This is a genomic window from Methanoculleus sp. UBA291 (genome assembly GCF_002499755.1).
Classification (GTDB): domain Archaea; phylum Halobacteriota; class Methanomicrobia; order Methanomicrobiales; family Methanoculleaceae; genus Methanoculleus; species Methanoculleus palmolei.
The window spans coordinates 13973-27962 of sequence record NZ_DANC01000020.1 but is presented as its reverse complement, the minus strand read 5'-3'; the positions used below and the strand labels follow the sequence as shown (position 1 = coordinate 27962).

Here is a 13990-nt window from a genome sequence, read left to right as displayed (position 1 = left end):
CAGATGCGTGATTTCATAGCAATGATGCGCAGGCAGGGCAGGGTCGAGGATATCGAGCGGCCCTGCTCGACCGTCTACGAGGCTCCCCGTATGGCGAGCAGGACCGATAAGATCCTCTTCTTCCACGACCTCGACGGTCACCGGGCGGTGATGAACCTTCTTTCCGACCGCCGGTCGCTTGCAGCGGCGCTCGGCGTGGATGAACGCGGCCTCGTCAAACACCTTGCGGCCGCGACCTACAGCGGCCGCGTGACGGACGCCGGACGATGCGAGGGCGGCACCCCCGCCGACCTCTCCCGCCTTCCGGTCATGAAACACTTCCCCGGGGACGCCGGGCGCTACTTCACGTCCGGGATCGTCTTCTCGCGCTTTGACGGTGTGGAGAACGCCTCCATCCACCGGCTGATGGTCCTCGACGACCGAAGGGTGGCCGCCCGCCTGGTGGAGGGGAGGCACACCCACACCCTGCTTTCGGCGGCTCTTGCCCGGGGGGAGAGGCTCCCGGTCGCGGTCACCGTCGGCACCCACCCGCTCGTGACGTTTGCCGCCTGCACCCGTGTACCGGAAGGAAAGGAATTCGCCTATGCCGCGGAGTTGATGGGCGGGGAACTCGCCGTCCGCGAGTGCGGGAACGGCGTCCGCGTTCCCGACGCCGAGATCGTGCTCGAAGGTTTCATCGGGGCGGAGACGGCCCCGGAAGGGCCGTTCGTCGATATCACCGGCACCTACGACCCCGTGCGCCTTCAGCCGGTGATCGAGTTCACCCGGATGTACTGCAAGGAGGACCCCATCTACCACGGCATCCTCCCCGCAGGCGACGAGCACAAACTCCTGATGGGAGCGCCGTATGAACCGAAGATCTATCGCGCGGTCAGCGAGGTGACGACGGTGCGTGACGTCCTCCTCACGAAAGGCGGCGCCGGCTACCTCCATGCGGTGGTGCAGATCCGGAAAAATACGCAGGGAGACGCGAAAAACGCCATCATGGCGGCGTTCGCCGCCCATACGTCCTTAAAGCACGTCGTGGTGGTGGACGAGGACATCGATATCCGCGACCCCTACGATGTCGAGTACGCGATCGCTACAAGGGTGCGGGGAGATACCGATATCATGGTCGTCACCGGGGTGCGGGGCTCGTCGCTCGACCCGACGCGCCTTGCCGACGGGACGAACGTGAAGGTCGGGGTCGATGCCACGATGGTTATGGGGAGAGAGGACGAATTTAAGAGGGCGGGGTGGCCGTAGTCTATGTACCTCGATAACGATGATGAAAGGGTGCTTGCCGGGGAATTCGGCGAAACACGCCAGAAAATGATGGAGATCCTGGTCGCGCTCGGGGGAGTCTACGGGGCCGAGAAGCTCATCCCGATTGCGAGCGCCCAGGTGAGCGGCGCGTCCTACAAGACCATCGGGAAGTGGGGGCTTGCCTGGCTGCAGAGCCTCAACGCCCGGGTTGCGGTTCCGACGGTCTTAAACCCCATCGGGATGCCGCAGGAGGGGTGGCAGGAGTTCGGGATCGCCGAAGAGTTCGCCCGCAACCAGGAGGAGGTCGTCCGGGCTTACCGGCGGCTCGGCATAAAGATCGAGTGCACCTGCACGCCCTACTACCTTCGCATCACGGAGTACGGGGAGCACCTGGCCTGGTCGGAGTCGTCGGCGGTGGCCTACGCCAACTCGGTCCTCGGCGCCCGGACCAACCGGGAAGGCGGGCCGAGTGCCCTTGCGGCGGCGATTATCGGGAAGACCCCCTATTACGGGTTGCACATCGTCGAGAACCGGCGGCCGCAGGTCGTCGTCGAGGTTGAGGGCGGCACGGGTCCGCGGGCCGACCACTGGGGCGCCGTCGGCTACATCGCCGGGAAGAAGGTGGGGAACCGGGTCCCGATCTTTTCCGGTATCCGGCCGGGTCGCGACCAGTTGAAGGCCCTCGGCGCCGCAATGGCGGCGACGGGTGCGGTCGCCCTCTTCCACGTCGATAAGATCACCCCTGAGGCCCGGATCTTTTCGTTTGCAACCGACGGCCTCGACCGGGTGACGGTGACCGAAAGCGAGGTCGAAGACCTCTTTGCGGAGACCGAGGTCGAGGCGGTCGCGGTCGGGTGCCCGCACTGCTCCGCCGCCGAGCTTCGCGACCTCGCGGACCTCCTCAAAGGAAAGACAACGACAAAGCCATTCTACGTCTTCGCCGCCCGGGGGGTCGCACAGGGTAACCCCGACCTCGTCGCCGCCATCGAGAGGAGCGGCGCCCGGGTGATCCCGGACACCTGCATGGTCGTCTCGCCGCGGATGGACGAGTTTCACTCGATTATGGTGGATTCCGGGAAAGCCCTCGCCTACGTCCCGGGGATGTGCGGGGCGTTCGCCCGGATCGGGACGAGAAGAGAGTGTGTCGAGGTTGCGACGTCGTGAGAGCCGGGGAGGGTTCTCATGCCCCCACCGACCTGACGTCGAGAACCTGCATCAGGCTCTCGTCGAGCATATAGCCCCGGAGCCGGTCGCGGTTGCCCCGCAGGCTCTCGATGCTGTTGATCCCGGCCGCGCCCAGGAGTTCGGCAAGTTCGAGCGTCCAGGCATGGATCAGGTTCGCCACCTGCTTCGACGCCGTGTCGGGGTTTAAGCGTTCGACGAGATCCTGGCGCTGGGTGGCGATGCCCCAGGGACAGAGACCGCGGTAACAGTTCCCGCAGACCCGGCATCCCATCGCCACGAGCGCCGCGGTGCCGATGTAGACCGCGTCCGCTCCAAGGGCAATCGCCTTCGCGACGTCGGCGCTTCCTCTGATGCCGCCGCTTGCAATGACCGAGATTTCGTTTCGGATCCCCTGGTCACGGAGTTTTCTATCCACGCTCGCGACCGCCGCCTCGATCGGGATGCCGACGTGGTCGCGGAAGACCTGCGGCGCCGCGCCCGTCCCGCCCCGGAACCCATCGACGACGATGGCGTCGGCGGGAGACCGGGCGACGCCGGCGGCTATCGCGGCCGCATTATGGACGGCGGCGATCTTGACGAAGACCGGTTTCTTCCACTCTGTCGCTTCTTTTATGCCGCGGACGAGTTGGGCGAGGTCTTCGATGCTGTAGATGTCGTGGTGCGGTGCAGGGCTGATCGCATCGCTCCCCGTCGGGATCATCCGCGTCCGGGAGATCTCGTCGCAGACCTTCTCCCCGGGAAGGTGCCCGCCGATTCCCGGCTTTGCTCCCTGACCGATCTTGATCTCGACGGCGGCGCCGCGTTCCAGGTAGTCGATGTTCACGCCGAACCGCCCGGAGGCGACCTGGACGATCATCCGATCCTGGTAGGGGTAGAGAGCGGAGTGGAGGCCGCCCTCTCCGGTGCCCATGAACGTCCCGACTTCTTTTGCCGCCCGGGCTATTGCCACCTGGGCGTTGAGGCTGATTGCACCGTAACTCATGTGCCCGATCATGATCGGGGTCTCGACCCGGAGGTTCGGGGTGAGCCGTGTCCGGAGTTCGATGTCGCCCGTCTCCCGCCGCCGGAGGTCCAGTCGCGCCGGTTTCTTCCCGATATGGGTGCGGAGTTCTATCGGTTCGCGGAGCGGGTCGAGGCTCGGGTTCGTGACCTGACAGGCGTCCAGCACCAGACGGTCGAAGATGACCGGGTAGTTGAGCGCGTTTCCCATCCCGGCAAGGATGATCTTCCCCGTCCTGGCCTGGTTGTAGATCGCTTCCCGGGCCTCCCGGGTCCAGAGGGGATGGCTCCGGTAGTCGCAGGGGTGCTCCTCGAGCATGATGGCGTCCCGGGGGCAGCAGGCGATGCAGCGGTGGCAGGCGGTGCAGTTCCGGGAATTGATGCATATCCGGTCGCCGTCCCGGGAAAAAACACCGTAGGAACAGTTTTCGATGCACCGTCCGCACTCCATGCACCGGACGGGGTCGACCTCGATCCGGTACCGGGAAGGCAGGCTCCCGATCACGGGGCAACCCTCCCGATCACCGGCTCTCCTGCGGCCGGCATCGTGATCGACTCGATTTTCGGCTCCATGGCCCGGATCGCCGCCTCCTCGCTTGAAATATAGAGGCGGTCTCCGCACTCACCGACGATCATCGGCCGGAGTTTGCTCCGGTCGGTGAACCCGACCATCGTATCGGCGTTTGCAGCCACGATGGCGAACGGCCCGTTCATCATTGCGGGGGCGTACGTAAGCCGGAGGGCGCTGTTCCACTCCCGCTCGGCTTCGGGCATCCGGTCGATATCCTCCCAGAATGGAGGGGCGAGCGCCCGGACCGCAAGGTCGACGTCGAGCCCGTGCCGCCGTACCAGGAGGTCGATTAAGTAGGCGACGACCTCGGTGTCGGTGAACATCGTGCAGGTGTAGCCGAAACTCTCGATGTAGCGCCGGTTGGTCCCGTAGGAGGTGATCTCGCCGTTGTGCACGACGCTCCAGTCAAGGAGGTTGAAGGGGTGCGCGCCGCCCCACCAGCCCGGGGTGTTGGTCGGGTAACGGTTGTGCGCAAGCCAGAGATACCCTTCGTAGTCCTCGATCCGGTAGAAGTCCGCCACGTCCTCCGGCCACCCGCCGGCCTTGAAGACGCCGAGGTCTTTTCCGGACGAGAATATGAGAGCACCCCGGTGGGCGGCGTTGACCTGCATCACGAGGGCGCTGGCGACGTCCTCCTCCGGCGTCGCGCTCCCCGGCACCGCGAGGGATGCGTCCGGCTTGAAGAAGTAGCGCCAAGGGGTGCAGGGCACCCGGAGGTTTTGCTGGTCGTAGGTCGGGATAGCCTCGTCGTGCTCGATCGTTCCCCACTGCGCGAGCGTCGCATCGAGGAGCGGTTTACTCTCGCGGATGTTGTCGAAGAAGACATGGAGGGCGTAGCAGTCCCGGTAGTCGGGGTAGACGCCGTAAGCGACGTACCCTGCCCCCTCGCCGCTGCCGCGCTCGTTCATCATGGAGAGGGCCTGTCGGATGCCGGAACCGTCCATGGTCCGGCGTTTTCTGTCCATTACGCCAATTATGCCACACATTGCCATCACGGTCGATCCGCCCCCCTTCACGTCTCCCGGGGTCCGGGGTGGTTGGGGAACGCTCAGGTAGATATGATCTCGCTAGATATAAATACTATTGGAAGGAATCTTCCTTCCATATGTCCCCCGAGACCATCTCAGCAATGCTTGAGCGTATCGAGCAGGATAACGTCAAATTTCTCCGGTTGCAGTTCACCGACCTCCTGGGGCTGCCGAAGAACGTTGCTATCCCGGTGAAGCAGGCCGAAAAGGCGCTGACCGGCGGTATCGGGTTCGACGGGTCGTCGATCGAGGGTTTCGTCCGGATAGAAGAGTCCGACATGGTGCTCAAACCCGACCTCTCGACCTACACCCTCCTGCCCTGGCGGCCCCGGGAAAACAGGGTTGCCCGGTTTATCTGTGATGTCTGCAAGCCGGACGGGCACTCCTTTGAGGGCGACCCGCGCTACGTGCTCCAGAGGGCGATGGAGGACGCGGCAAAGGACGGGTATGTCTTCAACACCGGGCCGGAACTCGAGTTCTTCCTCTTTAAGGTGCTCGACGGCAGACCGACCACGCAGTTCCAGGACGGCGGCGGCTACTTCGACCTTGCCCCGACCGACCTTGCGGAAGATCTCCGGCGTGAGGCCGTTCTCGCCCTCACTGAGATGGGATTCGAGATCGAGGCTTCGCACCATGAAGTCGCCGAGAGTCAGCACGAGATCGACTTCAAGTACAGCGACGCTCTCCATACGGCGGATAACGTCATTACCTTCAAATTCGCGGTGAAGACGATGGCGCTGATGCGCGGTCTGCATGCGTCCTTCATGGCAAAACCGATCTACGGGATCAACGGGAGCGGGATGCACACCAACTGTTCGCTTGCAAAAGACGGGGCGAACGCCTTCTACGACCCCGATGCGCCGCTCCAGCTCTCGAAGACCTGCATGCACTTCATCGGCGGGCTGCTCAGGCACGCAAAGGCCATCACCCGCGTCGCGAACCCGACGATCAACTCCTATAAAAGGCTCGTTCCCGGATATGAAGCGCCCTGCTACATCAGCTGGAGCGCGAGCAACCGGTCAACCCTCATCCGTGTTCCGGCTCCCCGCGGCAACAGCACCCGCGTCGAGTTCCGCAGCCCCGACCCGACCTGCAACCCCTACCTCGCCTTCGCCGCGATGCTCACCGCCGGGATGGAGGGCGTCCGGGAGGAGATCGAGCCGCCGGTCGGCGCCGGCAATAACATCTATCACATGACCTCCGTCGAGCGAGACCGCGCCGGGATCGAGACGCTGCCCGGAGACCTCTATGAGGCCCACCAGGCCCTGATCGCCGACGACCTCATCTGCCGGGCGCTCGGTCCCCATGTTGTCGAGGCGCTCACAAACGCCACGAACGCCGAGTGGGACGCCTACCGGACGGCGGTCCACCCCTGGGAACTCGACCGCTACCTTGCAACCTATTAGCCTTTTTTTTATATGCGGCGGAATCTCCGCCTCAAACGTTGATTATATAACAAACACAATATAAATGTATTATCGATCAATACGGAAGGTTTTGTATGCGAGAGAACGATATCGACATGATGCGAAGGGCACGGAATATCGACGGACTGATCCGGGCGCTTTTAGACCCGGCGGATACCGTGCGGCTGGCGGCGGCTGAAGCCCTCGGCCTCGCCGGGGACGAACGTGCGCTCGAACCGCTGGAGCGGCTGAAGTTCACGGACCCGGACGTGGGTATCCGACGTGCGGCCTCGATTGCACAGGCTCAGGTCGCGGCGAGGATCGCGGCGAAAAGGGAAGCGGAAGGCGTCTGACTTTTTTGTGCCCGATAGGGCGAACGAATTTTTCGAAGAGATCGAGCGCCGGTTGATTCAAAGTACTGTTTTGGGCGTATCCTTGAAGAGGTGCCTGCTCGACCGATGCCCGGCTGCCCATCCGAAAAGGGTATATACCACCGGGACGTGCATCTCGCGTGTGTATGACGACACTCGACGATATCGATACCCTGCGCAACAACCGTGACGTCGACGGGCTGATCCGGGCCCTCGGAGATGCCGACGAGTTTGTCAGGACTCTGGCGGCCCTCTCCCTCGGGATGATCGCCGACCCGAAGGCGCGAGAGCCGCTCGACCGGATGAGAAGAGAGGACCCGAGCGCTTCAACCCGGGAGGCGGCCGCAACTGCGTATAAGTGGGTGGTCGGCCGGATTGAGGAGGTCGAGGCCGCCCGGGAACCCGGGCAGCCCCCGCCGACCTGGTAGACGCTGCTCAGACGGCGAACCTGAGCCAGAGCATCGCCGTTCCGATCCCGACCGTGACGAAGAGCACGAGCATACCCACCTTCAGGAACTCGACGAACGAGACGACGTGACCGTTCCGTTCGGCAATCCCGAGCACGACGACATTTGCCGACGTACCGATGGCCGTGCCGTTGCCGCCGAGGCAGGCGCCGAGCGAGAGCGCCCACCAGAGCGGGTAGGTATCCATCGACACGCCCATGTCCTAGATCAGCGGGATCAGGGTGGCGGTCAGGGGAATGTTGTCCACGATCGCGGAGGCGAGTGCCGAGAACCAGATGATGATCAGCATGGCCTCACCCTCCGAATGGACGTTCTCGACCACAAGCCCGGCGATGCTTGCGATGACGCCGGTCTCGACGAGGGCGCCGACGACGACGAAGAGCCCGCCGAAGAAGAAGAGGGCCGGCCACTCGATCTTTTCAAAGATCGCCTCCGGGGACTGCCTGCTCCAGACGAGGAGGATCGCGGCGCCGATCAGGGCGACGAGGGCGGGTTCCAGGCCGAGCCGGTCTGAAAGAAGAACATCCCGATGACGAGCAGGATGACGGCGACCGACTTTCCGAAGAGCGGCCGGTCGCGGATCGCCTCCCGCTCCTTCAGGTCCGCAAACGTCTTCTCGATCCCCGCCCGTTCGCCGGGTGAGAGATGGAGATCCTCTCTGTAGATGAGGGCGAGCATCCCCAGAACGACGATGAGGTCGACCGCCATGATCGGCGCCATGTTGACGATGAACTCGTTGAATGTCAGGCCGGCGGCCGAGCCGATCATGATGTTCGGCGGGTCGCCGATGAGCGTCGCCGCCCCGCCGATGTTGGAGGCGAAGATCTCGGCGATGAGGTAGGGGACGGGAGAGACGTTCATGACGCTCGCGACGTAGAGCAGCATCGGGGTGATGAGGAGGACCGTGGTGACGTTGTCGAGGAACGCGCTGGTGAGGCCGGTTACTATTGAGAAGAGCAGCAGCACCCGCATCGGGCTCCCTTTTGCAAGTTTCGCCGTTTTTATGGCGATATACTCAAAGAGGCCGCTTTCGCGAGATATGTTGACGATGATCATCATCCCCATCAGGAGGAAGATGGTGCCGAGGTCGACGTACTCGGGGATCTTCTCCCACGGGACGATGTGGAGAAAAACAATGACCGCGGCGCCGAGCATCGCCGCCGCCGCACGGTGTATCCGCTCGTCGACGATGAGCGCGTAGGTTACGATGAAGACGACGACGGCGATCAGTTCCGGGCCGACGGTCATGCTCCTCCGCCCGGGATACGGTTGGGGTTCGGGGCGGCGAGGCATGTCGCGGGAGATTGACTATTGGTCATGGAACTCTCCGAAAAAAATGAATATCCTGAGTTCAGGTTCGCGTGGCCGTCCTATAACTGTGCCGATCTCCATAGCCGCCGGGAGGGCGGAACTCCGCATTTCTGAGGCTCGGAGACATTCATGCGGGAGGACGGCGGCATGCACCGGTGCGCCCCGGGCTCCGGTCGACAGGATTGGGGCATCTCAAAAAAAAGAAACTCGTCCGGATTATTCAGATGAAGAACCTGAACGCAACCCAGGCGACCAGCACCATGACGGCGGCGTATTTCAGCCCTGCAAGCACCCGGCCTTCGCCCATAACCCCCGCCGCAAGCCCCGAGAAGAATCCCTGGATCATTCCCGAGTGGCAGAAGAGCCGGTTGTAGAGGAAGAGGTCCACGGTGCCGATGAACTTTTGACTCGACCCCGACGCCGCGACCGCTTCTCCCGCCTCCGCCATCGTGGTGAGGAAGGTGCTCGAGAGCACCCCTATGACAAAGAGGAAGACGAAGAACGACATGATGACGATGACCACATAGATCCTCATACCGTTCTTCCGCTCGGTCTTCAGGTTGAAGAACTCGTAAGCGTCGTGGGCCGCCGCCCGCAATACCTCGCTCACATCGCCGCCGGCGGAACTTGCGTGGGCGATCAGGTCGACGCTCCGCTCGGCAAGATGGGTGTTCACGGCCTTCCCGAACCGGCGGATGGCCTCCACGAACGGGACACCCCAGGATATCTCGGTATCGAGTTTGCGGACGTGCGGAGTCAGCGCCCCGTACTCGCCCTCCGAGACGATATGGATGGCGTGCGGAAGCGTCATGCCCGAGTCGTTCATTCCGGCTACGTCCCGGAAGAAGTTCGGGAGGGACGCCTCGATACTATCCACCCGCAACCCCTCTTTGAGGTCGAGGATTGCAAGCGGCACGATGGCGATAAGGAGCGAGAAGACAAAGATGTCGTCGATCATCGTCGTCGTGAAGAGGACGCCGACGCCATAGGAGAGGATCAGGCTCAAGGACCCGCCGATGAGGAAAAGGAGCGCTATCGGGATGGAGACGAAGAGGACGGTGGCGGGCTCCTCGATCATCGCCCGGAGCGGGTGCTTGACGAACCGGTAAAACCCTTCCTGGTACTTCCGCCGGCTCTCAATTTTCGAGAAGATCTCCTGGTCCTGCTCATCGAATGTGTCGGGCGTCGGAACGCTCTCTGCAGCCGCACTATCCGGACGCGGAGTCTTATCCGGGGATCGGTTCAGGAAATCGTTTAAAATGTCTTTAAATCCCATAATCACACCTCCGGGGTCATGGAGCTGATCAGGAGGACGAACATGACGCTCCCGAACGGCACGAGCAGGTAGATGATAATATAGAGGAAGAGCGGGCTCGAATCACCGGAGATGAGCGTCATGATCGACTGCAGGATGATTAAAAAGAGCATGCCTGCGACCATTGCCGTAACGTAAGACTCCGCGATCAGCCCGAGCGTCTCAAGGAACGACTTCTGCTGCTGGTTGTTCTCGAGCGCATACTGGTGAGCCTTGGAGCGGAAATACTCCGTAAGGTTGCTCCCGCTGGAGATGCTTGCAACGGCGCCCTGCATGAACTCACGCATCCGGTCGCTCGGCGTCGCCTGCGAGACGACCCGCAGGGCGTCAAGGAGGTCCTTCCCGAAGAAGTCGGTCTCACGGGAGACGTAACGTGCCTCGACGGCACTCTCGCCGTAGATCTTGCTCTGGCCAAGCAGCCGGAAGACTTCGTCCGGGGTGATCCCCGCCGAAGACATGGCGGTGACGTAGTTGACGGCGTACGGGAGGGTCGCCTCGATATTCCGGCGGCGCTCCCCGGCCTGGATGCCGGGATAGAGGAGGAAGATCAGGTAAGTTATGCCCCCGAAGATCAGGAGAGAGAGGATCGTGATGACGATGGTGCCGAGCAAGAGTTTATAGTCGTTTAACGCGTAAAGGAACGCGGGGACCGCGCCTTTGTAGGTGATCATCTCGGGGACCCGCAGGAGATAGGTCAGGAGCCCGATGAACGCGGCGGCGACCAGCCCAACGACGATTGAGGATACATAAGCGGTCGCAAGGTAGGCCTCAAACGGCGTATTCATCCGGGCCCCCGTCAGGTCGTTCCTGAGCTGGACGAAGTCTCCCCGCTTCTTCTTTAAGTTACGGCCGATCAGGTTGAAACAGAACCGCTCATAACTGTTCATGCCGCTCCCCCCTCACCGTAGAGGTCGGCACGCACACGCTCGACGACCGCCTCAGGGTCCCGGAAGTAGGAGACCAGGATCTTGCTGACGTCGCGGAAGTAGCGGATCTTCTTGATGCGCATCCATTCAAGCACCTCCTGCCGTCGTTTCAGTTCTTCCTGCATCCGTTCCTCACTCCATCCACGGTCCTCCATGATCTGCTCAAGAATGTAGGACTTGCCGGAGTACCGGATCTCATCGGTCGCCGGGTACCACCGGAAGACCTCGTTCGTGATCAACTCGTTCGTCCGGGGATCGATATCCAGGATCTCAATGAGCTGCTTGTTGCGCCGGATCCGCTGGCCGCCTATCCGGGCCTGCACCTGGATGGACATCAGAGAAAGCGCAGAGAGCATGTTCCTCGGCACGTCGATCGGCGGGTTCTCCAGACGGTGAACGGCGCTTGCCACTGAGTCGGCGTGCATCGTCGCATAGGTGACGTGCCCGGTGCTCATCGCCTGGAAGAGGGTCAGGGCTTCACGGCCGCGAACCTCGCCGACCAGGATGTACTCGGGGCGCTGCCGGAGGGCGGCACGCAGAAGTTCGTACATGTCGATCTCGCCCCGCCCGTCCTGCGAGAACGAGTCTCGCGTGATGCTCGGGATCCAGTTCGGGTGGGGGAGTTTTAACTCACGGGTATCCTCGAGCGTGACGATCTTTGCGAGCGGGGGGATGAAGAGTGATATGGCGTTCAGGGTCGTCGTCTTCCCCGACGCCGTACCGCCGGCAAATATGCAGGACTTGGCGTTCTCGACCGCGAGCCAGATGAACGCGATCCCGAGCGGCGAGAAGGTGTGCCATTCGATAAGGTCCGTCGGCGTGATCGGTTCTTCCCGGAACTTCCGGATCGTGAACGTCGAGCCGTGAGCGGTCACCTCGGACCCGAGCGTCATCTGGATACGCGACCCGTCGCTCATCGTTGCGTCCAGCATCGGCTCGGCGATTGAGATATATTTCCCGGCCCGCTGCGCGAGTTTCGTGACGAACGAATCGAGGTCCGTTGCACTCTGGTAAATGAGACTCGTCTTCATCGATTCATAGGTCGTGTGATAGACGAAGATCGGGCTGTTCACACCGTCGCAGGAGATATCCTCGATATACTTGTCGTGCATGATCGGGTCGATAAGCCCGTCGCCGAGGAACTCCTTCTCCACATGGTAGAGCACCTTCTCCCGCCCGGGCGGCGTGATGTGGATCCCGTAATCGGCAATGATTGCGTTCGCTGCATCACGAAGCGCCTTCAGGGCTTCGTCGCGAGTGAGATTCCGGGTGGTGACGTCGAGCGTTTCAAAGAGGCGTTCCTTGATCTCCTCGAAGAGTTCCAGTTCACCGGGCGTGAGCACCGGCTCGATGACACTGTAGGTGTATTCGCGCGTCGTGCCGTCGTAGGTTACCCGGACATAGGCATACGGCTCGTTCACCGGGTAGAGTTCAATCTCCTCCAGTCCCGGCGAAGGTCGCATCGCGAGATCGACGAGCGGACCGTGGAGCGCCGGGTCGTATTCCTCGATCGTCTCCGTGGCCTTCGGAAGATGGAGTTTCGTGAGGAACCCGAGTCGGGACTGCGGAGCCTCGTCGGCCGGAGCCGCCTGTGCCGCAGCCGCAGCAAGCGTGGCGGTGGAAAGGGCTCGGGAGAAGAGGTCGTCGAACTCCGATACGACCCGGGCGTTATCGACGAAATCAAAATGGTGCTCGTTGCGAGTGAGGTTCAGTTCCTCGACCGTAAACGTGGCACTCTTCGGAAGGATCAGGTCTGCCAGGTTCCCGAGGTCGTCGACCGACACCACCCCGATAGAAAGGTCTTCGTCAGGTCCGGGCTCATCGACGGTCGCCGCACCGGAGTCCTCCCTGTCGGAGGGGTCGGGCGCATCGGCATCCTTAAGCCCCCTCATTCGGTCGAATATGCCGGAGCGAGCATTGCGCCCGGCGGAAGAGAGCGGCGCTCCCGCCCGGGTCCCGGCATCTCCTGCCGCCCGGGACGGAGAAACTGCGGCCTCTTTTGCAACACCCGACTTTTGCCGCTCAATTCTCTCCAGGAGCGATCGGACCAGATTTTCGCCGCCGCCCGTACGCCAGCCCCCGGAGGAAGGGGTCGGTCGCTCCTCCGTTTCGCCGGGAGCAGATCCGGCACTCACCGGAACCGCCTCCTCCTGTGCCGTCTCCCCGTTGGGTGGAGACGGCGGTACAGATTCGTCCGCCCCCGTCGCGAGTTTTCCGCTGTCAATCCCCGTCACAGTGTCCTCATTGCCGGTCACCGGTTTCCCGGATTGCGCGAGAAGATTCCTGACTGCTGTTATCAATTCACGTTCTTCATCCTCATTCGCTCTCATCCTCTATGCCCCCAATATCAACGCACGATTCTACCTGAGGTTCATGGAATTCAATGATGCACCGTGTCCGCTCTCCTGTTCGATCAGAGACCACGCACATATAACGCCCGTTAAGCAGCCGAAAACAGACTTTGCCCCCGGAATCGGTCACATCGCTCGTCATGACAACCTTTCCTTTTCTGATCGAGACCTGGGCTCCGGCAAGGGGTGTCCCCGAGTTATCGCGCACGGTCAGGCAGAGCACCCCTATCCGCTGTCGGGTAGGAGCACCGATGGTCGGAATGTCGAGGCGGCCGTTCTTCTTCAGGTGGCTCTTCTCGAAGACTCTGCAACGGGATACCAGCGCATCGACGATCTGCGGCATCACCTGGAAGAGTTCGAACTCTTCATTCCCGGAGAGGTGCAGGGCCGCCGCGTCGCCAAAGAGCGTACCCCTCTCATCGACAAATATGGCGCCATCCGGTTCGCCCCCAAGAAGAAGCAGGAAAAACGCATGCGTCTTTTCTTTCGAGACCGCAATTCCGGTCGGGGGATGAACACTACTGTGATGCAATAACTCATCAAGAGTAAAACGCCCTTCATACGCCGACTGTAGAAGGATCTCGTCCATAAGGTCGTTTATTTCCATGCACATCTTCAGGTATGGTATTTTTTTATGCTGGAGAGGGGGTTTTTCGCCCCCAATCACAATATACCACATCAGTATACTATTATTAATATCTTGTGTTAATCGATCTCAATTCAGACAAAGATACTGTTGAAAGCGGCGTATTCCTGACCTCCAGGAGACCGATTATCGACAGTGAGCTCCCGGAAGTAGAAGAAACATGAAGAGG

11 protein-coding genes and 1 pseudogene are annotated in these 13990 nt (G+C 61.9%); 5 read left to right on the top strand and 7 right to left on the bottom strand.

Translation table 11 applies throughout. From position 1 onward, the window contains the following. The first annotated feature begins 3 nt into the window (after positions 1-3). Both BP737_RS04350 and BP737_RS04345 read left to right on the top strand, forming a co-directional pair. The gene (locus BP737_RS04350; RefSeq protein ID WP_292408829.1) at positions 4-1245 is read left to right on the top strand and encodes a UbiD family decarboxylase; all 1242 of its coding nucleotides are present in this window, start codon (positions 4-6) and stop codon (positions 1243-1245) included. A gap of 3 nt (positions 1246-1248) precedes the next feature. Beyond that, positions 1249-2409, top strand: coding sequence for an aconitase X catalytic domain-containing protein (locus BP737_RS04345; protein ID WP_292408832.1), 1161 nt, complete (start codon positions 1249-1251; stop codon positions 2407-2409). 16 nt (positions 2410-2425) lie between these two features. Here BP737_RS04345 and BP737_RS04340 read toward each other — a convergent pair whose 3' ends face one another. Both BP737_RS04340 and BP737_RS04335 read right to left on the bottom strand, forming a co-directional pair. Next, positions 2426-3880, bottom strand: a complete 1455-nt coding sequence (locus tag BP737_RS04340) for a glutamate synthase-related protein (protein WP_292408980.1) — start codon at positions 3878-3880, stop codon at positions 2426-2428. A 50-nt stretch (positions 3881-3930) separates the two neighbouring features. Then, positions 3931-4986: a class II glutamine amidotransferase gene (locus tag BP737_RS04335; protein WP_292408835.1), complete on the bottom strand. Its 1056-nt coding sequence runs from the start codon at positions 4984-4986 to the stop codon at positions 3931-3933. A 119-nt stretch (positions 4987-5105) separates the two neighbouring features. Between BP737_RS04335 and glnA the strand changes: the two genes are divergently transcribed. The 3 genes from glnA to BP737_RS04320 all read left to right on the top strand — a co-directional run bounded on the left by glnA (position 5106) and on the right by BP737_RS04320 (position 7233). Further along, positions 5106-6434, top strand: coding sequence for a type I glutamate--ammonia ligase (glnA, locus tag BP737_RS04330; RefSeq protein WP_292408837.1), 1329 nt, complete (start codon positions 5106-5108; stop codon positions 6432-6434). A gap of 95 nt (positions 6435-6529) precedes the next feature. Beyond that, on the top strand, positions 6530-6787 hold the full coding sequence (locus tag BP737_RS04325; RefSeq protein ID WP_292408839.1) for a HEAT repeat domain-containing protein: 258 nt from the start codon (positions 6530-6532) through the stop codon (positions 6785-6787). A gap of 164 nt (positions 6788-6951) precedes the next feature. Continuing rightward, positions 6952-7233, top strand: coding sequence for a HEAT repeat domain-containing protein (locus BP737_RS04320; RefSeq protein ID WP_292408841.1), 282 nt, complete (start codon positions 6952-6954; stop codon positions 7231-7233). A gap of 7 nt (positions 7234-7240) precedes the next feature. Here BP737_RS04320 and BP737_RS04315 read toward each other — a convergent pair. From BP737_RS04315 to BP737_RS04295, 5 genes and pseudogenes are all read right to left on the bottom strand, one after another. Continuing rightward, positions 7241-8520, bottom strand: a pseudogene (locus tag BP737_RS04315) (SLC13 family permease). Between the two features lie 283 nt (positions 8521-8803). After that, complete coding sequence (locus tag BP737_RS04310) at positions 8804-9859, bottom strand: type II secretion system F family protein (RefSeq protein ID WP_292408844.1); 1056 nt, start codon at positions 9857-9859, stop codon at positions 8804-8806. Between the two features lie 2 nt (positions 9860-9861). Further along, positions 9862-10785 carry a type II secretion system F family protein gene (locus tag BP737_RS04305; RefSeq protein ID WP_292408846.1) on the bottom strand — a complete coding sequence of 308 codons (924 nt, stop codon included), beginning with the start codon at positions 10783-10785 and terminating at the stop codon, positions 9862-9864. Then, positions 10782-13154: a type II/IV secretion system ATPase subunit gene (locus tag BP737_RS04300; protein ID WP_292408848.1), complete on the bottom strand. Its 2373-nt coding sequence runs from the start codon at positions 13152-13154 to the stop codon at positions 10782-10784. Before BP737_RS04300 ends, BP737_RS04305 begins: the two co-directional genes overlap by 4 nt. Beyond that, positions 13141-13782: a carboxypeptidase-like regulatory domain-containing protein gene (locus tag BP737_RS04295; protein ID WP_292408850.1), complete on the bottom strand. Its 642-nt coding sequence runs from the start codon at positions 13780-13782 to the stop codon at positions 13141-13143. Before BP737_RS04295 ends, BP737_RS04300 begins: the two co-directional genes overlap by 14 nt. Positions 13783-13990: the final 208 nt, after the last annotated feature.